Raw genomic sequence first — 25,000 nt, 5'->3', positions numbered from 1 at the left:
GCGCGCCGACCCCACGCTTCCCCTCGCACACGAAACGCGCACGCTAGCACAGGCGTGCGTTTTTCATATGGCGCCCGTCAGGGTTTCACTGCCGGTTAACCGTGTGAGAGCAGAGTGCGGACATGGTGATCCGGTCCGTCATTCTTGGCCTTGTTGGTCTTGTTCTTCTGTCAGGCTGCGCGTCCGGCCCGCCTGATCAGGTTCATGACGCCTGCCTCATCTTGCAGGACAATCGCAGCTGGTGGCGGGATCTGCAGCGGACTGAGCGGCGCTGGGGCATTTCGCCGGGCACCCAGCTCGCCTTCCTGAAAAAGGAATCCAGCTTCAATCGTCATGCGCGACCGGCGCGGCGACGCCTGCTGGGCGTCATTCCCGGCGCCCGTCCCTCTTCCGCCTATGGCTATGCGCAGGCGCTCAACAGCACCTGGGACTGGTATCGCGAGGACACGGGACGGCGGGGGGCGGACCGCGACGACTTTGGCGACGCCGTGGACTTTATCGGCTGGTATGCGAGCAAATCCCAGCGCCTCTCGGGCATAGCCCTGGATGATCCCTATTCGCTCTATCTGGCCTATCACGAAGGTCATGGGGGCTTTAACCGGCGCACCTATCGCAACAAGGACTGGCTGCTGCGCGCCGCCCGAACCGTGCAGACAGATGCAGAGCGATACGATTCCCAGATCCGCCGCTGCGAGCGTCGCCTCAACCGCGGACTGATCCCGTTCTTCTAGCGACTAGGATCGCGCCGCACGGGAAAGCGCCTGCAACACCTCAAGCGAATCCCGCGCTCGGTCCTCGGTCACAAAGACATGGTCATGGTGAAGCGCCGCCACGACATTGGCGCTGATCCCGCGCTCTGACAGGGCCTGAGCGATGCTCGCCGTCAAACCCACTGCCTCCAATGCGGAATGCACGCTGAGTGTGATCCGACGACAGATATGGATCGGTTCAAGCCCCAATGTCTCCAGATCATCAAGCAGAGCGATGATCGAGACGCCCTCCTCCTCCCGGAATGTCGCGAAAGCGATCTCGCACAGCGTTTCTGTCAGCATATCCAGCCTGGCATAGGCGTAGGGATGAGGGTCGAGCACCGGCTCGAGCCCCTCGAGCAGGGCTTGCAGATCCGTCAGAGGCTTCATCGCGTCAAGCTTTCCACATGGCATTGCGGTGCAGGCTGCTTCGCCCACTACACGCCGGGCCGGGCGTGAGGCAAGTTACGCTGTGATGGCTGATGATTCGCAAGACGATCTGTTTTCCGCTCCGTCCGCGCCCAAAGGGCCGGCCTCCCCGTCCGCGCCGCGTGTGACGACGCCTGATCCCGCGCCTGCTGCTCAATCGACAGCGGAACCGCCCCGGCAAACGCCGCCCGCGCCTCCGCCCGCCGCACCGAAACCCGCCGCTCCCATCCCGGCCGCCTCTGCGGAGAACAAGGGGTATGACGCCTCCTCGATCGAGGTGCTCGAGGGCCTGGAGCCGGTCCGCAAGCGTCCGGGTATGTATATCGGAGGCACCGATGAGCGGGCGCTGCATCACCTGTTTGCAGAAATCCTCGACAACTCGATGGATGAAGCCGTGGCCGGCCATGCCGACCGCATCGAAGTCACAATGGATGAGGATGGCTTCGTCTCCGTAAGCGATAACGGTCGGGGCATCCCCGTCGATCCGCATCCCAAGTTTCCCGACAAATCCGCGCTCGAAGTCGTGCTGACCACGCTTCACGCAGGTGGCAAATTCTCAGACAAGGCCTACCAGACCGCCGGCGGCCTTCACGGGGTGGGCGTGTCCGTGGTGAACGCCCTGTCCGAGTTGGTCGAGGTCGAGGTGGCGCGCGACAAGACACTCTGGCGTCAGGTCTATGTGCGCGGGATTCCCCAGGGCCCGGTCGAAAAGGTCGGCGGCGCGCCGAACCGGCGCGGCACCACTGTTCGATTCAAGCCTGATCCGGAAATCTTCGGCCCGCGCGCCGTTCTTAAGGCGCCGCGCATCTTCAACATGGCGCGCGCCAAGGCGTTCTTGCGCCGTGGCGTGCAGATCCGCTGGAAATGCCCCGAAAGCCTCGTTGAAGGAACGGACATTCCGGCTGAAACCACCCTCGCCTTCCCGGGCGGTCTCGCTGACCGGCTCGTCGAGCTCACACCGGGCGCAGCTCTGGTCACCGACCAGTTCGCGGGCCGCGTCGAGCGTGACGGACGGATGGGCGCCGTGGAATGGGCGGTCGCGTTTTCCGAGAACGGTTTCGGTCCCGATGACAGCTTCTGCCAGAGCTTCTGCAACACCGTCCCCACCCCGATGGGGGGCACGCACGAACAAGGCCTGCGATCCGCCCTGTCCAAGGGCCTTCGCGCCTATGGCGAGCTCGCCAATGTGAAGAAAGCCGCCCAGATCACGGCTGATGATGTGATGGGCGGCGCCGGCGTTCTGATATCGGTCTTCATCAAGGATCCCGAATTCCAGGGACAGACCAAGGACAGGCTGTCCACCGCCGAGGCGGGCCGTCTGGTCGAACAGGCCATTCGCGACCAGTTCGATCACTGGCTGGCGGGCCGTCCCAAGGACGCCGCGCGTCTCGTGGAATGGGCGGTTGATCGGGCTGAGGACCGGCTCAAGCGCAAGCGCGAGAAAGAGGTCAAGCGCCAGTCCGCCACCCGCAAGCTGCGCCTGCCGGGCAAGCTGGCGGATTGTTCCCAGAATTCCGCCGAAGGCGCCGAGCTGTTCCTGGTCGAGGGTGATTCTGCAGGCGGCTCCGCCAAACAGGCGCGCGACCGGAAGACCCAGGCCATCCTGCCCCTGCGCGGCAAGATCCTGAACGTTGCGTCGGCCACCGCGGACAAGATCGCCGCCAATCAGGAAATCTCCGACCTCCTGCTGGCGCTCGGCGTGCAGCCGGGCAAGAAATTCGACCTTGAGGACCTTCGCTATGAGCGCGTCATCATCATGTGTGACGCCGATGTGGACGGCGCTCACATTGCTGCGCTCCTGGCGACCTTCTTCTACAAATTCCTGCCTGGCCTGATTGAATCTGGCAGGCTCTTCATGGCCCAGCCGCCGCTCTACCGCCTGACCCAGGGCGGCAAGACGCTCTATGCCCAGGATGATGTCGAGAAGGACCGCCTTCTGGAGACGGCCTTCAAGAAGGGCAAGGTTGAAGTCGGCCGCTTCAAAGGTCTGGGTGAAATGACCCCGCCCCAGCTCAAATCCACCACGATGCTGCCGGAAAGCCGGTCGCTGGCGCGGGTCGTCGTGACGCCTGAAATGCGCGAAAGCGCCGATGCGCTGGTGGAAACCCTGATGGGCAAGAAACCTGAACTGCGCTTCCAGTTCATTCAGGACAATGCTCCCTTCGTGGAAGACGTGGACGTCTAGGCTCCATACCGGCCCATTGATCGACAGCCTTCATCGCTAGCGGGAAGAATCTCGACCCGGGACTCGCCTATGGGTTGTTTTTCGATTAACGTCATTCTCCTGACAGGCGCGCGCCCTCTGCGCGTGTGATCAGGGTCTGGCGCATCGGAGGCCCCATGACGGCACGTCTCTTCTTGATCTTCATGGCATTCACCCTGCTTCTCGGTGGATCGCAGGCGCTTGCACAGGATGACGAGCCGCCCCGAGCGGACGAGTACCAGACGAGAACCGATTTTCTGGCGTGCCGCGGCAATGGGTATGCGCTGTGCTATTATTCGGGGCCCTCTGGCGAACAGCCCACAAAGGTCGGGACCACATCCCCGCCACTGCCCTGCAATCCCAATATTTCTAATACTGCGGCGTGTACCTGTTACGCCCTGCCGGATGGCCGCTATCAAGGCGAGCAAACCTGGAACTATGTTGAAGTCGGCTCGATCCTCAATGAAACGGTTCGCGAGCTGACGATCGCACGTTGCGGCGAGACCGGCGAACGCTGTCTCAATCTGTACTCGCTACACCATGACTGCCGGGAGCCGGACGGAGTCATAGCTGCCCGGGCCGAGTGCGAGCAGGCGCCTGTATGCGGCTTTCTGGGCAATCCCGCGGAGGGCGTGCCCCAGACACTGTACCCGGAATTGGGCGATGCAGTCCTGATCTCGACATTCTCATTCGCCTATCGGGACGTGCATGAGCTCGGAACGACCGATTGCACCCAGCTTGAGTCGGCCTCCTATGCCGGCTGCATGACTGCTCCATGCCGGGCGGATGAGAATGGGCTGACCAGCTGCGAATGTCCGGTTTATCAAGGCCCCTATCAGGTCGGGCAGCGCTATCCCGAACTTCAGTGCACGCTCGACGCCCATATCTGGTCCGCCGCCTATCACGAGACCTCCGACGCCGAAGAGTGATTCCCCTCGGTGTAAATCTGCGGGCCCTCCCAGGGAGGGCCCGCATTTTTTACGGATGTGCGTACGAGGTGGCGTCGGTCAGCAATCGCTCCGCCATTTGTCGGCGAAAGAGCCTGACATCATCAAAGCTGGATGCTTCGGCATGGAGAGCGAAAACGATCGGGGCTCGCTCCTCCCGAACCAGATAGCCGACATACCAGCCCTCATAGCGGCCATCCTGGTCGGTCAGCACAACCGGGCCTGCGCCCGTCTTGCCATGAAGCTCGCCATCAGGGCGCTGGCCTGCGAGAGACACCTCATCAAGCGCTGCGAGGCTCGCTTCACTGACGCCAAGCTCTCGCTTCAGAAGATGCTCGAGAAAATTGATCTGCTCTCTGGGAGAGATTTCCAGCGTATGGTCGAGCCAGAACCGGTCCGAGCCGTCTGCGACTTCTGCATCCCCATACGACCAGGCCGGCAGGATGTCCTGATAGATGTCCGTCCCGATCTCGAGCGCCAGATCCTGGAACGCCCAGGCGGCCGACCGGACAAAGGCGCTTCTCAGGGTCTGGTCCTGCCGCCAGTCCTCTGGCCAATAGCTGGCGGGCGGACGCTGGGCCGAGTCCCAGGGCAGCTCAGTGTCGAGGCTCTCCGCCGCCCCGGTTTCAAGCGCAATGACCAGATTGGGAATCTTGAAGGTCGACCACGGACCACGACGATGATCCGGCTCACTGCCCTCCAGTACATGTGTTTCGCCAGTTTCCAGATCCCGGGCAATGAAACTGACCTGTCGATCGCCGATAAACTCGAGATGGGGTTGGCGACTGATTCTGATTTCCGACGGCGCCTGCTGCGCCCAACCTGACGCGCTTGCGGTCAGGCCGAGAAACAGCGCGCACAGGCCAATAGATGCAGATTTCATAGGTCGTCCCCTGTGATGAAGTCTGTGGGGTGTCTCACTGCAAAGGGGCGAAGACGAGGCGGAAATGGCGCCATTGAGGGGGAGCCGGGTCGAACCGCCTTTCGGGGTTATCAAGTAACACCTTCCCTCACCCCTTCAAATTAAGCCAGTCTGCGGCTTCGCGATCCGCGCCTCACGACCGGCGCGATAATAAGGGGAGAGTTCCGTGCACAGAACACTGAAGGCGCTCGGCGCGTCGATAGCGGCCTTGTCCGTTGTCGGCCTCGCCGCGTGCTCAAACGACACCAGCTCCGGATCGGATCAGAACGGCGATGTCGATGTCGTCCGCTATGATCCCAATCCGTTTCCGAGCACCTATGAACCGGTCCCGTCCGGCGTGACGCTCCTGACGGGCGCCACGGTCTTCGACGGCGTGGGCGGTCAGCTCGAGAACACGGATATCCTGATCGAGAACGGGCGCATCGCAGCGATCGGTTCAGGCCTGTCCGCGCCAGAGGGCGCCAGCGTTATCGACGCTCGGGGCCGGTTCATCACGCCCGGCGTCGTGGACATTCACTCACACCTCGGGGTGTATCCCTCCCCCAGCGTGAACGCGCACTCTGATGGCAATGAAGCTGTGGCGCCCGTCACCGCCGAAGTCTGGGCCGAGCATAGCGTCTGGCCCCAGGATCCCGGCTTTGATACCGCGCTGGCCTCCGGCGTGACCACGCTGCATATCCTGCCCGGGTCCGCGAACCTGTTTGGCGGACGCGGCGTCACGCTGCGCAATGTGCCCTCGCGGACCATGCAGGGCATGAAGTTTCCGGACGCGCCCTATACGCTGAAGATGGCCTGTGGCGAAAACCCCAAGCGCGTTTACGGCAACCGCGGCGGTCCCGCCACCCGCATGGGCAATCTCGCCGGTTACCGGCAAGCCTGGCAGCAGGCGAGCGATTACCGTCAGAGCTGGCACGAATACTGGGAGGCCGCCGAGGCGGGCGAGGATGTCGATCCGCCGACCCGCAATTTCGAGCTCGACACGCTGATGGGCGTGCTCGAAGGGGAAATCCTGGTCCAGATGCACTGCTATCGCGCCGATGAAATGGCGATGATCCTCGATCTCGCCGAGGAGTTCGACTACCAGGTCACCACCTTCCATCACGCTGTGGAGGCCTACAAGATTCCTGACCTCCTGGCCGAGCACAACACGTGCGCCGCCGTCTGGGCGGACTGGGGCGGCTTCAAGATGGAGGCCTATGACTCCATCCGTGAGAACCTGCCGCTCACCCATGCGGGCGGGGCCTGCGCCATGATCCATTCGGACTCCGATCTCGGCATCCAGCGCCTCAATCACGAAGTCGCCAAAGCCCTGTCTGATGGGCGCCGGATGGGCATCGAGATCTCCGATGCCGAGGCCGTGAGCTGGTTCACATCGAACCCGGCCCGCGCTCTGGGAATCTTCGACCAGACGGGCTCCATCGAGGAAGGCAAGCGCGCCGACCTCGTCCTGTGGTCCGGTCACCCGTTCTCCAGTTATGCGCTGGCGGACAACGTCTATATCGACGGCGCGCTGATGTTCGACCGCGCCGATCCCGAGCGTCGCACCGTGCGCGACTTCATGCTCGGCCAACCCGGTGAAGGAGACTACTGATGAAAAAGCTCCTGACATCGCTTCTGCTGGCAGCGGCCGTCATCGCCCCCGCCAGCGCGCAGACGCTCGTCATCAACAATGGCCGCGTGATCACCAACACCAGCGCCGGCGTGATTGAGAACGGCGCCGTGGTGATCCGCGACGGCGTCATCGTCTCTGTGGGCGATTCCGGTGAGGTGCAGGATGACTCGATCGAAGTCATCGACGCCCAAGGCGGCTGGATTACGCCGGGCCTGTTCCATCCCCAGACCCAGCTCGGTCTGATCGAGGTGGGCGCCGAGCCTTCCACCCATGACGACGCCGCCGATGACAGCAGCTTCACCGCTGCGATCGATGTGGCGGACGGTTTCAACCCGTCCGGCACCCATATCGACTCGGCGCGCCTTGAAGGCGTCACCCGGTTTGCCGTTCATCCCACGACCGGCTCGGCCATTCTGGCCGGACGCGGCGCGCTGGCGGATGCGACGGGGTCGGAAGACAGCCTGTTTGCAACACGCCAGTTCATGCTGGTGGACATGTCCCAGTCCGGCGGACGCACAGCGGGCGGATCACGGACGGCGGCCTGGGCCTTCCTGCGCGCCGCCATCGAGGACGCCCGCTTCTATCCGGGGCGCTTCATGTCCCATCATGAAGGCGACGCGATAGACCGGTATGACGCCGCAGCGCTTGTCAGTGCGGTGCGAGGCGAAATCCCGCTGATCATGCTGATGGACCGGGCGGCGGATATCCGTCGCGCTATCGCCTTCGCCGATCAGTATCCCGCGATCCGAGTGATCATCGCCGGCGGGGCTGAAGCGCATCTCGTGGCGGATGAACTCGCGGACGCCAGCATTCCGGTGATCTATGATCCCATGCGGAACCTGCCCGACAGCTTTGACACCCTCGCCTCCACCAATGAAGGCGCGTCGATCCTGCACGAGGCGGGCGTCCAGCTCGCATACACCACGCTGGGCTCCGACCTCTACTTCAACCCGCGGCTTCTGGCCCAGCATGCCGGCATCGCCGTCGCGCACGGGGCCGACTGGGCGGACGCCTTCCGGGCGATCACGCTGACGCCGGCCGAGATCTATGGCGTCGGCGACCGCTTTGGCGCCCTGGCGTCCGGCTATGCGGCTGATGTTGTGGTCTGGGACGGTGACCCGCTGGAAGTGATGAGCGCTCCCACCAGCGTCATCATCAATGGCGAGATCCAGAGCCTCGAAACCCGTCAGACCCGTCTACGGGACCGCTATGCGGAGATCGTGGACGAGCATCAGTACGCCTACGAGCACTGACCGCGTCCCTTAAACGTCACACACTGGCGTTTAAGTCACAGAAAAGGGCCGGCCGCGTTGACAGCGCGCGCCGGCCTTTTATGTTCGCGCCACGCAAATGCGCCGGATGAGCTGGCGCCGGTTAGCCAGGATCGACCCCGCTCCTGACCGAATAAGCGACTTCAGAGGCGCATGACGTTTGAAGACCTCGGGCTGAGCCCCGCACTCCTGTCAGCTATTGCTGACGCCGGCTACGAAAAACCCACTCCGATCCAGGAGGGCGCCATTCCGGTTGCGCTCACCGGGCGGGATGTTCTGGGCATCGCCCAGACCGGCACCGGCAAGACCGCATCCTTCACCCTGCCCATGATCGAGCGCCTCTCGCGCGGTCGCGCCCGCGCCCGCATGCCGCGCTCTCTGGTGCTGGCGCCGACCCGGGAACTGGCGGCGCAAGTGGCGGACAACGTCAAGCTCTACGCCAAGAACCACAAGCTCAACATGGCGCTGCTGATTGGCGGCGTGTCGTTTGAACCGCAGAAGAAGATTCTGGATCAGGGCGCGGACATCCTCATCGCGACGCCAGGCCGGCTTCTGGACCACTTTGAACGCGGCGGCCTCCTGCTGACCGGCGTCGAGATCCTCGTGATCGACGAAGCCGACCGCATGCTCGACATGGGCTTCATCCCCGATATCGAGCGGATCCTGAAATTGCTGCCGCCACGCCGTCAGACCCTGTTCTTCTCCGCCACCATGCCGGGAGAGATCAAGCATCTGGTGGACACCTTCCTGCGTGATCCCGAGCGGGTTGAAGTGACGCGCCCGGCTCAGACGGCTGATACGATCACCCAGTTCATCCTGCGCGTGTCCGACAATCAGGCTCGCACCAAGCGCGAAGCCCTGCGCGCCGCGATCAACCGGGACGGCGTGAAGAACGGCATCATCTTCTGCAATCGCAAGCGCGACGTGGATATTGTCGCACGCTCGCTGCAACGCCACGGCTTTTCCGCCGCTCCGATCCATGGCGATCTTGACCAGAGCCAGCGCACGAAAACCCTGGCCGAATTCAAATCCGGAGAACTGCGTCTTCTGGTCGCATCTGACGTGGCCGCCCGCGGTCTCGATATTCCGGCGGTGAGCCATGTGTTCAATGTCGATATTCCGCGCAATGCTGACGACTATGTGCACCGCATCGGCCGGACCGGCCGCGCGGGACAGAAGGGTGAAGCCGTCACGCTCGTGTCCTCAGAGGACAACAAGGCGCTCGCCAAGGTCGTCAAGCTGATCGGCAAGGAACCGGCGGAGCTGAAGCTGTCCGGCGAAGCTCCCGAGGCACCGGTTGCAGAAGCGCCCAAGGCGGAAGCCGTCGACGAGAAACCCAAATCCCGTCGCCGTTCGCGCTCCCGCGCCAAACCTGAAGCCGAGGCGCCCGCCGCTGAAGCCGCAAAAGCCGAAGCCGTCTCCGAGCGCGCCCCGGCTCCGGCCCCGGCCCAGGACAAACCCGAACGCAAGGAACGGTCGTCCCGCAATGAACGCTCCTCGCGTCAGGATCGTCGGGACCGCCATGAGCGCGATCTCAGCCCGGTCGGGTTTGGCGATCATGTGCCGGAATTTTTGCTCCGTCCCGCGCTTCCCTAGGCAAAATCGACGTCGCGTTTACCCGATCTTTTGATTCAGATGCGATAGTTCCCGCCAAGAACCGCAGAATAGCGGTCCAAGGTCAGGGGTTCGTTTTGAACGGTCGTCTACACGCAGCTGAGGGTATCGAGATCGGGCGCAAAGCGCTTGATTTGATGGCAAGTCTCGGGCTTGTGCCCACGCCTCACAACTATGCGATTTTCACCGCATATGTGTCTGATACGATACCGGAGTTGTGTTCGGTCATTCAGGGACATCTGGATCGGGATGAACCGATGTCTCCCGAGCTTCTGGAAGACCTTTACGACACCCATTTCAGTTTCAAGCGGATCCAGAGCGCCGTCCTGGACGCCGGCGGCGCGATGAGTCGCGAACTGGGCTCTGTGGTGCAGACCCTTCAGGCCGCCGAGCGCGACACCGCCGCCTATGGCGCGGAGCTGGCTGGCGCTTCAGGCCGTCTCGACAAGGTGACGGACGCCAGCGCAATCAAGCAGATGGTGGAAGGCCTCGTCGCCGCCACGGCGCGGATGCAGCGCCGTTCGCGTGATCTGGAACGCCGCCTGCAGGAAACCAGCCAGGAAGTGAACCAGCTTCGCAGCAATCTTGAAAAAGTGCGCGAAGAAGCGATGACCGACGCCCTGACCGGAGTCGCCAATCGCAAACGCTTTGACGAATCCATGCGCAAGTCACGCCGAGAGGCGGATCTGACCGGCGCGCCCTTCTCGCTCGTGCTCTGCGATATCGACCACTTCAAGCGCTTCAACGACACTTGGGGACATCAGACCGGAGACCAGATCATCCGCTTTGTCTCCGCCTGTCTGGCGCGCTACGCGTCGGACCATCATGTCGTGGCGCGCTATGGCGGCGAGGAATTCGGCATAGTCATGCCCAACACCTCCTTGCAGGATGCAACCGAAATCGCTGAAAAGATCCGACAGGTGGTCGAAAGCAAACGCCTGTTGCGCAAGTCGACCAATGAAGACCTTGGCAATATCACCGTGTCGATGGGCGTGTCGCAATTCCGACCGTCCGAGGTCGTGGAATGTCTGATCGAGCGCTGCGACGCCAATCTGTACAAGTCCAAGCAGAAAGGCCGGAACCGCGTCACGGTCGATGGGGCCGAGATGAACGGAGGCCGCGGCACGGCTGCTGCCTGACGCAACTCACAGCGCTATAAGAAAGCCCTCATCCATGGATGAGGGCTTTCTTGTTTCCCGGATTGGTCAGGCCGCTGGCGGGCGCGTCTGTTCGAAGCTGGCGCGCTGATCCCAACGCTCGGCGAATTCGCCCAGTTCAGGATAGTCGCCGCGCCAGTCGAGCTCAGGGTAGCGCAGGTCCAGATAGAACAGCGCAACTGCAACGCTGAGCGCCCCTAGATCCACAGACCGCTCATACTGGCCGCGGTCGGCGTATAGCGCGTCGAGCGTGCGGCGAATGCCCCGCTCCCACCGCTCGGACCAGTAATCCCATTGCTTGTCCGCCTCCCGTTGCATTTCGATGCGGCGGCCAATGGTCAGATCGATCAGACCGTCGGCCAGAGCCTGCTGGCGCAGCACCAGAATGCGGCTGGCGCCCCGCTTGGGAATCCAGTTCTCGTCATCCAGACTGTCGATGAACTCGCAGATCAGAGGGGAATCCATCAAGGCCGGCGCGCCTTCGCGGGTCAGGGCGGGAACCTTGCCCAGCGGATTGGCGTCCAGCAGCTCCGCCGGATCGCTGCGTGGGTCGCACTCGATCACTTCGATCTTGTGCTCCAGGCTTTTCTCGATGATCAGCGCCCGGCATTTGCGTGCATAGGGCGAGGTCGGCGACACAAAGAGTTTCACAGCACCAGTCCTCCGTCAGAACCGGCATGAGGCCGTGCGTCCCGCAGAAAGGCAAGCTTTGGTGGCAGGCTGAAGGCTAGTCCGCGACCTGCGCAGGCACGAGGGTCACACTCTCGCCGCAGCCGCAGGCATCCGTCTCATTGGGATTGCGGAAGACGAACTTGGCGTGCAGCGGAGTAACCTCATAATCGATCTGGGCGCCCAGCAGGAACAGCAAGGACTTGGCGTCCACCACGATCTCGACGCCCTGATCCTCGACCCGCTCATCGAGTGGATCGGGCTCGGCGACATAGTCCATGACGTATTCCATGCCCGCACAGCCGCCATTCTTGACGCCCACGCGCAGATAGCCGAGATCCCGGTCCGCCATGAGCTTCTTGACGCGCGTGGCGGCGGCTTCGGTCAGGGTGACGGCCTTGGGTTGTTGTCGGGCCATAATCGGCTCCTCAGAACATGTTCAGCGTCAGCTTGGCTTCGTCGGACATGCGGTCCGGCGACCAGGGCGGGTCAAAGGTCAGCGTGACATCGGCGCGGTCCACGCCCTTGACGGTCTCACAAGCGTCCCGGACCCAGCCGGGCATCTCGCCCGCCACCGGACAGCCCGGGGCCGTCAGGGTCATCTCGACCTTCAGGACATGATCCGGCTCAAGATCAACCTGATAGATCAGGCCGAGCTCATAAATGTCGACCGGAATTTCCGGATCAAACACCGTCTTGAGCGCTTCAATCACATCGCGGGTGATCCGCTCGATCTCTTCCTGCGGAATGTCGAGCTCCTGCTTGGCGTCTGCCTCAACCTCGGGGACCGAGACGGTCGCACCCGCTTCAGCCGGCTTGTCTTCGGTCATGGACGGGGCGGCGCCCAGATCCAGCACGTCACGTGCATCGGCCTTGTGTTCAGTATCCATGCTCATCATGCCCTCTAGATGAGAAAGCTCTTGGCTTTTCGCAATGCTTCAAGCGCCGCGTCCACATCCGCCTCGTTATTGTAGGCGGCGAAGCTGGCGCGCACCGTTCCAACCACGCCGAAGCGCTGCATCAGAGGATGGGCGCAATGATGCCCGGCCCGCACAGCGACGCCATACTTGTCCATGAGTTGCGCCAGATCATGCGGATGCGCGCCCTCCAGACTGAAGGAGGTGATGGCGCCCTTGTCCTGGGTCCGACCAAGAAGCGTTACGCCCTCAAAGTCCGCCAGACCGGCCTCGAACCGGTCCATCAGCTGACGCTCATGCTCCATCAGTGCGATGCGGTCGAGGCTCGTGAGCCAGTCAAGCGCGGCGCCCAGACCGATCACCTCGGCGATCACGGGTGTTCCGGCCTCGAACTTGTGCGGTACGTCGGCATAGACCACGCCGTCCTCGCGCACTTCCGCAATCATCTCGCCGCCGCCCTGATAGGGCCGCAAGCGATCCAACCAGTCACCCGACGCATAGAGCGCCCCGACGCCGTTGGGCCCATACAGCTTGTGCCCCGTGACCACGTAGAAGTCACAGCCAAGCGCCTGCACATCGACCGGCATGTGTACCGCGCCCTGGGAGCCATCCACCAGCACCGCCGCGCCAACCGCGTGCGCCTTCTCCACTATGGCTTCGATCGGAGACACCGTGCCCATGACGTTGGACATGTGGGTGATGGCGACCATCTTCGTGCGCTCGGTCAGCAGGCTCTCGAACGCCGCCATGTCGAGCGCGCCGTCATCGGTCACCGGCGCCCATTTGAGCACCACGCCCTTGCGTTCACGCAGGAAATGCCAGGGGACGATGTTGGAGTGATGCTCCATCTGGCTGACGATGATCTCGTCGCCCTCTTTGAGCGTCGCGCCAAAGCTGTCGGCCACAAGGTTGATGGCCTCGGTGGCGCCGCGTGTGAACACGATCTGGTCCGGCGATGCGGCGCCCAGAAAGCGCGCCAGCTTGCCCCGGCTCGCCTCGAACGCCTCAGTGGCCTCATTGGCGAGGGTATGCAGACCCCGGTGCACGTTGGCGTAAGAGTGACGCCAGACATTCCCCACCCCTTCAATCACGGCTTCCGGCTTCTGGGCCGAGGCCGCGCTGTCGAGATAGACGAGCGGCTTGCCATTCACTTCACGCGTCAGGATCGGAAACTGACGGCGCACCGCCATTACGTCCAGCCCGGCCACAGGTTTCAGCTCTGCGGTCATCACAACGCCTCCAGCCCGACCATAAGACGCGCCAGCAGGCGCTCACGGTCATCCTCATCGCGAATGCGCTCGATCGGTTCCGCCAGGAAGCTCTGTGTCAGAAGAGCCCGCGCCTTGCTCTCGGGCAAGCCGCGCTGACGCATGTAGAACAGGGCGTCCTCATCCAGAGCGCCAAAGGCGTTGCCATGAGCGCAGACCACATCATCGGCGTAAATCTCAAGCTCGGGCTTGGCGTCGATCTCGGCCTTGTCATCCAGCAAAAGGCCGCGATGCTGCATCTGGGCATCGGTCTTCTGCGCCGCCTGCTCCACATGGATCTTGCCCTGGAAGACGCCTTTTGCGCCCCTGGCCGCCGCGCCCTTGAACAGCTCCTTGGTCACCCCGTTCGGGCCCTCATGGCGCACAAGCGAGGTCTGATCGAGATGCAGGCCCTCATCGAGCACATAGGCGCCATCAAGCTGCAGCTCGGCGCCCTCGCCGGCATGGCTGACATGGGTTTCAAGCCGGGCGAGTTTTGCGCCGAAACCGAGCGTCGTCTGGTTGAGCTTGGCGCCCGGCGCCAGATCAATCAGGCTCGTCACGACCAGCGCCGCATCCGGGGACGCATGCTGCTCTATCACACGATCCAGCTCGGCGCCCGGCATCACGACGATAACCAGCGTCAGATTGGCGAAGCCGTCCGGTTCCACCGCATAGCTTTCAACGAGCTCGGCCTTCACGCCTTCAGGCACTAGCACCAGAACCTGCTGGTTGGAGACGCCCGAACTGGCTTCAATGCCAAGCTCAAGACGTTCACCGTCTTCCAGCGTGTAGACCTGAATATCCTCGCCAAGTGCAGAAGCGAGGCGCGGCATGAGAAGGCTCGGCTCCTCGTCCTGTTCAGCCCAGGCGTCAGGCTCACGTGAGATTGTGAAGGTCAGGACGCCCGGCTCGGCGGGCAGCTTGCCCACCACCGTGCGCAGATCGGTCCATTTCCATTCTTCCACCCGGCGATGCGGCAAGCCGTGTTCGGAGAGGACGGCGCGCAGGGGCGCGTCCTGCGGCAGCTGATCGATCAGCGCCGTTTCCATGTCCGTAAGTTTGAGCGCAACCGTCATTACGCCGCCTCGCCTGCGTATTTGTCATAGCCCTCTTTTTCGAGCTTGTGCGCCAGCTCGGGCCCGCCGGTTTCCTGAATGCGGCCCGCCGCCATGACATGAACCACGTCCGGCTTGAGGTAATCGAGCAGCCGCTGATAATGGGTGATCACCAGCATGCCGCGCTCTTCATTGCGCAGGGCGTTCACGCCTTCTGCGACAACCTTCAGAGCGTCGATGTCGAGCCCGGAATCGGTCTCATCGAGGATCAGGAATTTGGGCTGCAGCATCAGCGCCTGGAAAATCTCCATGCGCTTCTTCTCACCGCCGGAGAACCCAACATTCACCGGGCGCTTGAGCATGTCATTGCTGATGCCGAGCTGAGCCGCAGCTTCGCGCGCCAGCTTCATGAAGGCGGGCGCCGGGACTTCGTCCTCGCCGCGCAGGCGCTTCTGGGCGTTCAGCGCTTCCTTGATGAAGGTCAGGGTCGGAACGCCGGGAATTTCAACCGGATACTGGAAGGACAGGAAAACGCCCGCCGCGGCGCGCTCTTCGGGCTCCATCTCGGCGAGGTCCTGACCGTCAAAGCTCATCGAGCCGCCGGTGATCTCGTAACCGTCCCGACCCGAGAGCACATAGGACAGCGTGGACTTGCCGCAGCCATTGGGCCCCATGATCGCGTGCACCTCGCCCGCGGGGACTTTCAGGCTCACGCCCTTGAGGATCTGGCGGCCGTCGCCGTCTTCCGCATCAACGCGCGCTTGCAGGTTCTCAATCACCAACATGGTCGTCTTCCTTATCGTCGCGCCGGCGCATGAGAGGGAGGCCGGCTCGAACCCTTTATCGTTTCAGGCGCAGCGCCCGAAGGCGCGCGCCCCGTCTTCATCCTAAAGCTCCGCCTCGCAGCCGTTCAGCAACAGGTCGGCGTCATGGCTTGAGGCTTCAAAGGCCGGACCTTGCGTCAGCACGCAGGCGGCGTCGGCGTAATCGGCATCAAGTTGATAGACGAGCACCAGCCCGTCCTCGGTGAGCACATGGGTTGTGTAGCTGTACTGAACCGCAGAGCCGCGCGAGGAGATGCCGATAAGGCCGGTCTGAACATCCGGCGTCAGGTCAAACCCGCTCACCTCGCCTGCAGGCTCGAAGCGCGCGTCGCTGACCTGCTGCCAGATGCGATAGACCGTGTTCACATTGCCGGTGAAGTCCGGAATGATCAGTTCGAGATCGCCATCCTGATCGAGATCTTCAAGCGACGGTCCGGACACGGCGTTGCCATGCTCTTCACCGAACCGCTGCAGCTCCGCGCCGTCTTCCAGCGCCAAAAGGCGGAATTCATACCCGCCGTCGGTCGCGGAATATATCAGACCCTTCGTATCGCTCACGGCTTCCACGCAGCCTTCCGCCAGTCCGTCGCCACACATGGCGAGACGGGCAGAGTGTGCAGGCGCGTCAGCTTCCGATGACGATGACGGCTGGGAGCACGCACCCAGAAGCGTCAGGCTGACAACACCGAGGGCAGACCAATACACGTTCATCACCCCACGCTCCCCTCGAGCGAGACTTTCAGGAGCGCCTGGGCTTCCACGGCGAATTCCATGGGCAGTTCCTGCAGCACTTCGCGGCAGAAGCCATTCACCAGCAGCGCCACGGCGCTTTCCTCATCGAGGCCGCGCTGGCGGGCGTAGAAGAGCTGTTCTTCGGAGAGCTTGGAGGTGGTCGCCTCATGCTCCAGCGTCGCCCTGGGCGTCTTGCACTCGATGTAGGGCACGGTGTGCGCGCCGCAGGTATCACCGATCAGCAGGCTGTCGCACTGGGTGAAGTTGCGTGCGCCCTCGGCCTTGCCATGCACGGAGACCAGCCCGCGATAGGTCTGGTCGGACTTGCCCGCCGAGATGCCCTTGGAAATGATCCGCGACTTCGTATTGCGGCCCAGATGGATCATCTTGGTGCCGGTGTCGGCCTGCTGCCGGCCGTTGGTCACAGCGATCGAATAGAACTCGCCCTGGCTGTTATCGCCCTTGAGCACGCAGGACGGGTATTTCCAGGTGATTGCGGACCCGGTCTCGACCTGGGTCCAGCTCACCTTGGAATTCCGGCCCCGGCAATCGGCGCGCTTGGTGACGAAGTTATAGACCCCGCCCTTGCCGTCCGCGTCGCCCGGCCACCAGTTCTGAACGGTGGAGTATTTGATCTCGGCGTCGTCAAGCGCCACCAGCTCCACCACGGCGGCGTGCAGCTGGTTCTCGTCGCGCATGGGTGCGGTGCAGCCCTCGAGATAGGACACATAGGCGCCCTCATCCGCGACGATCAGCGTGCGTTCGAACTGGCCCGTGCCCTCGGCGTTGATCCGGAAATAGGTCGATAGTTCCATCGGGCAGCGCACGCCCTTGGGCACATAGACGAACGAGCCGTCCGAGAAGACCGCGCTGTTGAGCGTGGCGAAGAAGTTGTCCGTCATCGGCACGACCGAGCCGAGATATTTCTTGATCAGCTCGGGATGCTCGTGAACCGCTTCTGAGATCGGCATGAAGATCACGCCGGCCTTCTTGAGCTCCTCCTTGAAGGTCGTCGCCACCGACACGGAGTCAAAGACTGCGTCCACCGCCACCTTGCGCTGGGAGCCCTCATTACGCGCTTCAGCCGCGCTCGCCTCGGCGCCTTCAACACCCAGGAGAACCTCGGCCTCTTTCAGCGGGATGCCGAGCTTCTTGTAGGTGTCGAGCAGCTCCTGAGGAACTTCATCCAAGCTCTTGTATTTCGCAGCATCTTTCGGGGCGGCGTAATAATACGCGTCCTGATAGTCGATGGGCGGATAGCCGACCTTGGCCCAGTCGGGCTCCTTCATCTGGGTCCAGCGCTTGAACGCTTCCAGACGCCATTCGAGCAGCCATTCCGGCTCGCCCTTCTTCGCCGAGATGAAGCGCACGGTGTCTTCGCTCAGACCCTTGGGCGCGCGCTCTTGCTCGATCTCGGTGGTGAAGCCGTATTTGTACTTGTCAGACTCAAGCTGACGTACGTCTTCAATGGTTTCCTTGACCGCAGGCATAAGCCGCTTCCTTCTTCAGTCTCAAACCGCCGCGCGGGGGCGCAAGCGGGCATATTCATTCAGCCAGGCGTTCGCGAACGCCTCGATATCGTCCCGGGTCGTCGTCCAGCCCAGCGAAATGCGCAGCGCGCTTTCCGCATCGGCGGCAGACGCGCCCATGGCTTCGAGCACCTTGGATTTGCGCACTTTGCCTGAGGAGCAGGCCGATCCGGCGCTGACGGCAAAACCATTGAGATCAAGCGCGATCACCTGAATCTCGCTCGGCCAGCCCGGCGCAGACAGACACAAGGTGTTGTCCAACCGCTCCGTGTCTTCGCCCCAGATTGTAATTTCGGGTGCGCCCGCTTTCAGTCGTGCTTGCAATTCGTCTCGCAAAGCCCTGATTTGGCTCAACTCTTCCGCGCCGCCAGCAACAGCTGCCGCGGCGCCAAATCCGGCGATACCGGCGACATTCTCGGTGCCCGCACGGCGGTTCTTTTCCTGTCCGCCGCCGATCAGTTGCGGCGCCACACCCGCTTCACACGCCACCGCCAGAGCGCCCACGCCTTGGGGTCCGCCGAGCTTATGGGAGGAGAAAGCGGCGAAATGAGCGAACGATCCGGCGAAATCAAACCCGGCCTTGCCCAGCATCTGAACCGCGTCGATGTGATAGAGATGACCCGCTTCGCGGATCATGCGCCCGGCCTCGGCATAGGGCTGGATCACGCCGGTTTCGTTATTGGCCGCCATCAGCGCGAACAGGATCGGGGTTTCGCCTTCGGTTTCAGTGCGTTGAAGGCGATCCTTGAGCCAGTCTATGTCTGCCTGCCCCGTCTTCAGAACCGGCCAGATTTCGCAAGGAACGCCCAGCGCCTGTGCGGCAGCGCCGACGGCGTCGTGCTCAATCGCCGAAACGATCACACGGGTCGCGCCCGCCGCGATCCCGGCCCTGAGACCCAGATTGTTCGCTTCCGTGCCGCCCGAGGTGAAGACGAGGTCTTCCGCCCGTGCGCAGATCTTTTTCGCGATCACGCCGCGCGCCGTCTCGATCCGGGCGCGCGCCGACCGCCCCGGCCCATGGACCGAGGACGGATTGCCCACAGCTTCCAGCGCCGCCATCACGGCGTCGCGGGCTTCAGGCCGGACCGGAGCGGTCGCATTATGGTCGAGATAGACCGTCACTCCGCCGCCGCCTCCAGCGCTGCATCCGGCGCCCGACGTCGCATGGACATGCCCATGACGCGGCGCTCCAGCACGTCTTCCAGCGTCACGTCATTGAGGAAGAGATGGATATGGCGGCTCAACTCATCCCACAGATCATGGGTGATGCAGCGGCGCCCGCTTTCCAGGCATCCTGTCGCCTTGCCCTGGCAACGCGTTACGTCGACCGGCTCTTCAACCGCCAGCATGATGTCCGCGATGCGGGTTTCCCCCAGAGGACGCGCCAGCTTGTACCCGCCGCCCGGACCGCGCACGGATTTGACGACGCCTGCACGGCGCAGCTTTGCGAACAATTGTTCGAGATAGGAGAGAGAGATTTCCTGACGCGAGGCGATATCGCCCAGCGGTACGGGCTTCTCGAGGCTGGCCTGGGCGAGATCGACCATGGCCATCACTGCGTAACGCCCCTTGGTGCTCAGCTTCATGACATTATCCTTGGCTAACCCGAACAAATAAGCGCGGCGCGCTCGCATTATGCGGCCCGGCTGTGCTATGAGGCCGACCCGTTTGTCTCACATCTGTCGCGCTACAGGGAGCTAATATCCCAAGCGCGAGAGTCAAGTATTAGGACTTGGTTTTCCCATACCCCTTGCACCACCTGGAAATCAATTCCTGAGTGCAGAGCTAGGGAAATTGCAGCAGGACCCGTAATCCTTCCATGCCCGACGTTATCATTCCCGGCCCTGCCGGCCGCCTTGAAGGCAAATACAGCCCGTCCAAGACCCCTGGCGCGCCCGTTGCGCTGATCCTGCATGCGCACCCGCGCGGCGGCGGTCACATGGACACGCCGGTCACGACCATGATGTACGACGAGTTCAAGGCGCGCGGCTTTTCCGTGCTGCGGTTCAACTTCCGCGGCGTGGGACGCAGCCAGGGCACGTATGATCAGGGTCTGGGCGAGCTCTCTGATGCGGCGACCGCGCTCGACTGGGCGCAGGCGCACAACCCGAACGCCTCCTATTGCTGGGTGGCCGGGCATTCCTTCGGCGCCTGGATCGCCATGCAGCTCTTGATGCGCCGCCCCGAGATCGCAGGCTTCATCTCGGTGTCTCCGCCCACCAACATGTATGATTTCAGCTTCCTCGCGCCCTGCCCGGCCTCTGGCCTGATCGCGCACGGGGAATCGGACGCCATCGTGCCGCACGATGAAATGGAGCGCGCCATGAGCAAGGTGCGCACCCAGAAGGGCATCGTGATCACCCACGACATCATCAAGGGCGCCGGTCATTTGTTCACCGACCACCTGGATCCGCTCGAAGCGTCGGTTAAAGGCTATCTCGACAAACGCTTGCCTGAAGTGGAAGTCGAACGCTCTGAAATGGCGAGCACCGGCAAACGCTAGAACCGCCTCTGAACGATATGAAAAGCCCCGGTCAGCTGGCCGGGGCTTTTTCTATGAAGGATGAGCGATCCGGCCACCCGTTTGCGGCTGATCGACACCCGTCGTTCCCGGAAAACTTAGCGGCAGGCCGCGCTGCGTGCGTGCGGCGAGAACGGCGAAGGCTTCCGCCTCGATCAGATCCCCACGCCAGCCCACCGCTTCGGCGCTGCACACCGAAATGCCTGTCGCCGCGCTGATCCGGCGCAGGAGGTCGGCATTCTTGCGGCCGCCGCCGCAGACGATCAGGCGGCGGGGCCGTTCACTGCAGGCCTTGAGCCCCAGCGCGATGGACTCTGCGGTGAATTGTGACAGCGTCGCCGCTCCATCCTCCACGCCGAGATTGCGCGCCGCGTCGAGGGAGAAATCCCAGCGATCAAGTGATTTGGGGCCCTCGAGCGCAAAATGCGGATGCGCCAGCAATTCCGCCAGCCCCGCCTCCAATACCCGCCCTTGGGACGCCAACGCGCCGTCGCGGTCCATGGGAGCGCCAGTGCGGTCCTCCACCCAGGCGTCGATCAGGCCATTGCCGGGGCCGGTGTCAAAAGCGTCGAGCGCGCCATCCGACCGGAGCAGCGTCAGATTGGCCACGCCGCCAATATTCAGAACGCCCAGAGGCTGTTCCAGCCCGGCCCAGCGCGCCAGCACCTGGTGATAGATCGGCGCCAGCGGCGCGCCCTGACCGCCCGCCGCCATGTCCGCGGTGCGGAAATCATAGGCGACCGGGACGCCCAGCCGGTCCGCCAGGGCCTGTCCATCCCCCAGCTGGCGGGTCTGACCGTCGCGCCCGTCCTTGGGAGGGTGGTGCACCACGGTCTGACCGTGAAAACCCACGAGTTCAATATCGGCGACGGCGATGCCCGCCATCACGGCGACGCGCTCCACCGCCCGTGCGTGAGTGGCGGTCAGAACGCGCTCGGCCTCGCGGAAGATCGCAGGCTCATCACCGTCGAACCGCCAGACCAGAGCTGCGTCCACAGCCGCTTTCAGAACCGCGCGTTCATCTGGCTCGAACGGCGTTTCGCACCCGGGACCGAAGCGGGCGATCGTTTCTCCGTCCGTCTCGAGCAAGGCTGCATCCACGCCATCCAGAGAGGTGCCGCTCATGAGTCCGATCGCGATCATGGAGCATCCTCCTGTGGTTCCGGTTCGGCTTCGGGTGGGGTGTCAGGCTCCGGTGTCGTCGCACCGTCCGCCTGGCGCGATTGAGCGGCTTGCGCCTGTTCAGCACGGCGTTCCGCTTCCAGCGCGTCCAGTTCGCGTTCGGCCGAAGTGCCCTCAAAAATCCTGCGAAACACGCCCGGCGCCAGCGCAGACAGCGGGTTCGCGGTCACGCGGGTCTCACTGAAGGGGCCGCTCACCGAGAAAGTGACGCCAATGACCCCCTCGCCCTGACGCGATGTGAACAGCTCCCCCAGAACCGGCACCGAGCCCAGAATGGAATTGACGCCATAGGACGGCAGCAGCGTCCCGTTGACCGTCAGACGCTCGTCACTGAAATCGACTAGCCCGTTCCAGGTCGCGCCAAGCGATGGGCCTGCAACGCGCGCCTCACGCATTTCGAGAATGCCGTCCTGCCAGACAAACTGGCTTTCCAGTCGTTCAAAGCCGATGCCCTGGCCGCTGAGAAGCCCTCCCAGGCCTTCGAGCGAGCCAGCTGCAAGAATGCGGGCCAGAAGCGGCATGCGGTTGAGGGTGAAACCATCCACCTCGATCTCACCGCTGACGCCTCCCGGCTGCCCGAGCGGGGGAGCGGCGCCATTCAGCCTCAGGGCGCCGCCCGAGATATTGTCGAAACCTGCGAAGGCGCTCAGAAGAAGCCCGGCATCCGGACCCAGCGCGCTCAGGCGACGCACGCTCGTCTCTTCTTCCGGCTCAAATCGGACAATGACCGGTCCGCCGTCAGCATCCGCCTCCAGCACGAAACGCGCAACGCCTTCCGGGCGCGCGTTCAGGGTCAGGCCGACATTGCTGAATGACTGGTCGCGCACCAGGACGCGGTCCAGAACGCCTTCGAAGTTGACCGCGGCGGCCAGGTCCCCGCCGCCTGAGGGCGCCGCCATGCCGAACAGGTCCCGCGCATCCAGAAAGGCGCCGCGCACAGCGATGTCCAGCACGCCTTCGGGGCCGTCAGGCCGGGAAATCTCGGCGCTGAGGTCCATGCGCCCATCGATGAAGACGCGAGAGGCCTCAGCCGCCAGCAAGCGCCCATCCACCGCCATCTCGGCGCTGGTGTCGAGCCCCACGCCCTCTGCGTTGAGCTGCAGCCGGTCGAGCTGGATTGCGCCCTCGCTGGAAATGTTGGCGGCCAGTGAGGCCGTGGCCGGCTCACCGGCCGCCTTGTCCCAGAGATTGGCGGGGAGCGCGATCGCAGCGTTCTGAAGATCGAGATCAAGACTTACATCGGAGAAGTCCATGCCCCGGCCGTTCAGCACGGCTTCCACGCCGACCGCCCCGTCCATGAAGCGCCGCAAGGGCAGGCCGATCTGATCGAGCTCCCGCGCCGTCATTGTCGAGGTTACACGCACCTGGGTGGGCTTGGCCGCTTCGCCCAATCCGAAGGTTTCCGTCCAGACGATATGGGCATCGGCTGAAGCGATGCGGGCGTCGCCTTCGGCGTTCAGTCCCTCGGGCGTCACGGAAATGGAGACGACGCCGTTTGACAAGTCCACTCCGGGCGGTCCGGCAGGACCGGAGACATCCTCGAAGCGACCGGAGAACTCAAAGCCCAGATCCTCCGCAGGCACGGTCCGCAGCATGGGGCGGCGGATCTCGAAGCTCAGCTCCCCCTGCCCGCCGAACGCTTGTGGATCGAAGCCGTATTCGCTGGCGAGATTAAGGGGCGGCTCGCTGACCAGCATGAGCACGTCGGCCACATCGCCCCGACCGGCGCCGCCGAAGCGGGCGATCGCGCCCTTGGGATTCAGACGCGGTATGTCGACATAGATACGCGTCGCTTCAATTGCGCCGATGGCGCCGCCGTAGCCCTCCAGCGACAGTGAATTGCCGCGCAGAACCGCATCGCCGGACAACCCCAGCAATGGGGTCATGGTGCTCATATAGCGGACGTCGGCATCTGTGAAACTGAAGCTGAGCGTCAGATCCTCATCCGCGATGGTTTTCGCGGCCAGCGCCTCCGCTCTGAGATTGATATCCAGCGTCGCGCCGGTCACGCGTCCGTCCAGGATGCTGTCGCGCACCCAGTCCCGGGCGCCCAGCGCGAAATCGACGGGCCAATGATTGAGCACATCGCGTTTGGTCAGCGTGCCTTGCACCGGTCCATTGAGCTTGAGTGTCGGAAGCAGGCCCGCAGACGTATCCTCCAGGGCGAGGGAGCCTGAGAACTCTGCGGCGGCGGCCGGCAGGACAGCGTTCAGCTCATCAAAACGGATCTGTCGTTGATCAATGTCCAGCCCGCCGGCAAGCGCAACCGACCGCCATTGCAGGGGTTCGGGAAAGACACCGCTCAAATCAAGACGCCCCTGCCCGGCGTTCAGTTCATAAAGGGCCCGCGCCGGTATGGCGTCGTCATAGGCGGTGAAGTCATGCAGGGCCCCGTTCAGAGACAGGGTCAGCAGATCTGAATCCACGCTCAGCTCATGCAGGTCCAGACGGCCCGCCTCCACATCAAGCGAAGCGTCGATGCGCGCCGCCCGGATATCGGTCTGACGGCCTGCCGACCGGATCACGCCGGTATCCGCCTCCATCTGGAGACTCGCCTGGCGCAGTCCGGCCTCACGTGAGGCGTCAAAGACCAGATGCATGTCAAAAGGCGCGTCCAGCGCCGAGAGCCCGGTAAAGGGGCCCTGAAGCGGCGCAGCGGCGGCCGGAACGAGGTCCGTGAGCGCTGCGTCGACAAAGACGCTTTCCAGCGACCGGCCTGACTGGACGTCCAGCGTGATGGGGGCGAGCCCCGCGGAGGTCACAAGCGCGCCTTCCGCGCGCAGGGAGAGCGCCCCGTCACTGAGCTCGAGCGCACCGCCCATTCCGGTGAAAAGCCCGGTCCAGTCGTGATACTCGTCTCTCACCTGCAAGCTGACATTGGAGACATCCACGCGCAAAAGCCGGGCGAAGACCCGACTTGCCCGATCCATGTTGAAGTCAGGCGCGGCGTCCTCGGACTCCTGAGCGGCTCCGAACCGGTCCTCCAGGGCGCCCAGACCGCCGGTAAGACGCCCGAGCTCATCGCGGTAGAGCCAGAGGGTGCCTCCCCGCGCTTCCAGACTGACCGGCGCGACACGTCCGGCCAGCAGCAGGTCAAGGGCGACGCCGGCTTCAATCCGCTCCGAGGCGATGATGGTATCCCCGTCAGCGCGGGAAATGCTCACATCGCGCGCTGTGACCACAAGCGCGGCGTAGGCGGGATCGAAGCTGAGCTCGAGATCGCCGATGGCGGCGGCGTCGCCCTTCACCGCCTCGAGCAGGATCTCGGTGACGGCCGGACGGATCATTTCCGCATTCACGGGCCCTTCCGCCAGCCGCCAGAGCGCCGCCCCGAAAGCCACCACAGCCAGAGCCAGAAGCGCTGCAATCGCTTCAAGCAGGTAGAGAAGTGACAGGCGGGCGATACGGCGCATATGA

General features: G+C 63.5%; 22 protein-coding genes. 8 read left to right on the top strand and 14 right to left on the bottom strand.

The window, feature by feature from the left end; all coding sequences use genetic code 11:
* Window positions 1-122 precede the first annotated feature (122 nt).
* Entirely contained in the window at window positions 123-731 is a 609-nt protein-coding gene (locus B2Z70_RS15235) for a transglycosylase SLT domain-containing protein (RefSeq protein ID WP_009801034.1), read from the top strand.
* Window positions 732-734: 3 nt separating this feature from the next.
* Here B2Z70_RS15235 and B2Z70_RS15230 read toward each other — a convergent pair whose 3' ends face one another.
* Entirely contained in the window at window positions 735-1,139 is a 405-nt protein-coding gene (locus B2Z70_RS15230; RefSeq protein WP_292984438.1) for an ACT domain-containing protein, read from the bottom strand.
* Between the two features lie 85 nt (window positions 1,140-1,224).
* Between B2Z70_RS15230 and parE the strand changes: the two genes are divergently transcribed.
* Both parE and B2Z70_RS15220 read left to right on the top strand, forming a co-directional pair.
* Entirely contained in the window at window positions 1,225-3,363 is a 2,139-nt protein-coding gene (gene parE, locus B2Z70_RS15225; protein WP_292984436.1) for a DNA topoisomerase IV subunit B, read from the top strand.
* Between the two features lie 155 nt (window positions 3,364-3,518).
* Window positions 3,519-4,310 carry a hypothetical protein gene (locus B2Z70_RS15220; RefSeq protein ID WP_009801037.1) on the top strand — a complete coding sequence of 264 codons (792 nt, stop codon included), beginning with the start codon at window positions 3,519-3,521 and terminating at the stop codon, window positions 4,308-4,310.
* Window positions 4,311-4,359: 49 nt separating this feature from the next.
* Here the strand turns inward: B2Z70_RS15220 and B2Z70_RS15215 are convergent, their stop codons facing one another.
* A complete protein-coding gene (locus B2Z70_RS15215) occupies window positions 4,360-5,211 on the bottom strand; it encodes a penicillin-binding transpeptidase domain-containing protein (RefSeq protein WP_292984433.1) in 852 nt (283 codons plus the stop codon).
* Between the two features lie 205 nt (window positions 5,212-5,416).
* Between B2Z70_RS15215 and B2Z70_RS15210 the strand changes: the two genes are divergently transcribed.
* The 4 genes from B2Z70_RS15210 (at window position 5,417) to B2Z70_RS15195 (ending at window position 10,886) form a co-directional block, all read left to right on the top strand.
* Window positions 5,417-6,841 carry an amidohydrolase gene (locus B2Z70_RS15210; protein WP_040612416.1) on the top strand — a complete coding sequence of 475 codons (1,425 nt, stop codon included), beginning with the start codon at window positions 5,417-5,419 and terminating at the stop codon, window positions 6,839-6,841.
* Window positions 6,841-8,115: an amidohydrolase family protein gene (locus B2Z70_RS15205; protein WP_292984430.1), complete on the top strand. Its 1,275-nt coding sequence runs from the start codon at window positions 6,841-6,843 to the stop codon at window positions 8,113-8,115. Before B2Z70_RS15210 ends, B2Z70_RS15205 begins: the two co-directional genes overlap by 1 nt.
* 171 nt (window positions 8,116-8,286) lie before the next feature.
* Window positions 8,287-9,729 (top strand): DEAD/DEAH box helicase, encoded by a 1,443-nt coding sequence (locus B2Z70_RS15200; RefSeq protein WP_292984428.1) that lies wholly within the window; start codon window positions 8,287-8,289, stop codon window positions 9,727-9,729.
* A gap of 275 nt (window positions 9,730-10,004) precedes the next feature.
* Complete coding sequence (locus B2Z70_RS15195) at window positions 10,005-10,886, top strand: GGDEF domain-containing protein (RefSeq protein ID WP_292984426.1); 882 nt, start codon at window positions 10,005-10,007, stop codon at window positions 10,884-10,886.
* A 66-nt stretch (window positions 10,887-10,952) separates the two neighbouring features.
* Here the strand turns inward: B2Z70_RS15195 and B2Z70_RS15190 are convergent, their stop codons facing one another.
* From B2Z70_RS15190 to B2Z70_RS15145, 10 genes are all read right to left on the bottom strand, one after another.
* Window positions 10,953-11,555, bottom strand: a complete 603-nt coding sequence (locus tag B2Z70_RS15190) for a glutathione S-transferase (protein WP_292984424.1) — start codon at window positions 11,553-11,555, stop codon at window positions 10,953-10,955.
* Window positions 11,556-11,631: 76 nt separating this feature from the next.
* A complete protein-coding gene (locus B2Z70_RS15185; protein WP_292984422.1) occupies window positions 11,632-11,991 on the bottom strand; it encodes a HesB/IscA family protein in 360 nt (119 codons plus the stop codon).
* A 10-nt stretch (window positions 11,992-12,001) separates the two neighbouring features.
* The gene (locus B2Z70_RS15180) at window positions 12,002-12,403 is read right to left on the bottom strand and encodes an SUF system Fe-S cluster assembly protein (protein WP_040612998.1); all 402 of its coding nucleotides are present in this window, start codon (window positions 12,401-12,403) and stop codon (window positions 12,002-12,004) included.
* Window positions 12,404-12,477: 74 nt separating this feature from the next.
* Window positions 12,478-13,719, bottom strand: coding sequence for an aminotransferase class V-fold PLP-dependent enzyme (locus tag B2Z70_RS15175; protein ID WP_292984418.1), 1,242 nt, complete (start codon window positions 13,717-13,719; stop codon window positions 12,478-12,480).
* Entirely contained in the window at window positions 13,719-14,816 is a 1,098-nt protein-coding gene (gene sufD, locus B2Z70_RS15170; RefSeq protein ID WP_292984416.1) for a Fe-S cluster assembly protein SufD, read from the bottom strand. Before sufD ends, B2Z70_RS15175 begins: the two co-directional genes overlap by 1 nt.
* Complete coding sequence (gene sufC / locus B2Z70_RS15165) at window positions 14,816-15,580, bottom strand: Fe-S cluster assembly ATPase SufC (RefSeq protein ID WP_009801049.1); 765 nt, start codon at window positions 15,578-15,580, stop codon at window positions 14,816-14,818. The genes sufD and sufC overlap by 1 nt, the downstream gene beginning before the upstream one ends.
* Before the next feature lie 102 nt (window positions 15,581-15,682).
* Window positions 15,683-16,177 (bottom strand): hypothetical protein, encoded by a 495-nt coding sequence (locus tag B2Z70_RS15160; protein ID WP_292984413.1) that lies wholly within the window; start codon window positions 16,175-16,177, stop codon window positions 15,683-15,685.
* Between the two features lie 152 nt (window positions 16,178-16,329).
* Window positions 16,330-17,841: a Fe-S cluster assembly protein SufB gene (sufB, locus tag B2Z70_RS15155; protein WP_292984412.1), complete on the bottom strand. Its 1,512-nt coding sequence runs from the start codon at window positions 17,839-17,841 to the stop codon at window positions 16,330-16,332.
* Window positions 17,842-17,862: 21 nt separating this feature from the next.
* A complete protein-coding gene (locus B2Z70_RS15150) occupies window positions 17,863-19,002 on the bottom strand; it encodes a cysteine desulfurase family protein (RefSeq protein WP_292984411.1) in 1,140 nt (379 codons plus the stop codon).
* A complete protein-coding gene (locus B2Z70_RS15145) occupies window positions 18,999-19,466 on the bottom strand; it encodes an Rrf2 family transcriptional regulator (RefSeq protein WP_009801053.1) in 468 nt (155 codons plus the stop codon). The genes B2Z70_RS15150 and B2Z70_RS15145 overlap by 4 nt, the downstream gene beginning before the upstream one ends.
* Window positions 19,467-19,699: 233 nt before the next feature.
* Here B2Z70_RS15145 and B2Z70_RS15140 point away from each other — a divergent pair, with 233 nt between their 5' ends.
* Entirely contained in the window at window positions 19,700-20,383 is a 684-nt protein-coding gene (locus B2Z70_RS15140; RefSeq protein WP_009801054.1) for an alpha/beta hydrolase, read from the top strand.
* A 51-nt stretch (window positions 20,384-20,434) separates the two neighbouring features.
* Here the strand turns inward: B2Z70_RS15140 and B2Z70_RS15135 are convergent, their stop codons facing one another.
* Entirely contained in the window at window positions 20,435-21,544 is a 1,110-nt protein-coding gene (locus B2Z70_RS15135; protein WP_292984408.1) for an anhydro-N-acetylmuramic acid kinase, read from the bottom strand.
* Window positions 21,541-24,996 (bottom strand): YhdP family protein, encoded by a 3,456-nt coding sequence (locus tag B2Z70_RS15130; protein WP_292984406.1) that lies wholly within the window; start codon window positions 24,994-24,996, stop codon window positions 21,541-21,543. Before B2Z70_RS15130 ends, B2Z70_RS15135 begins: the two co-directional genes overlap by 4 nt.
* Between the last annotated feature and the right edge of the window lie 4 nt (window positions 24,997-25,000).

Source organism: Oceanicaulis sp. UBA6590, assembly GCF_002433705.1.
Classification (GTDB): Bacteria; Pseudomonadota; Alphaproteobacteria; order Caulobacterales; family Maricaulaceae; genus Oceanicaulis.
The sequence above is the reverse complement of the archived record's forward strand: the minus strand, read 5'-3'. Positions and strand labels throughout refer to the sequence as shown.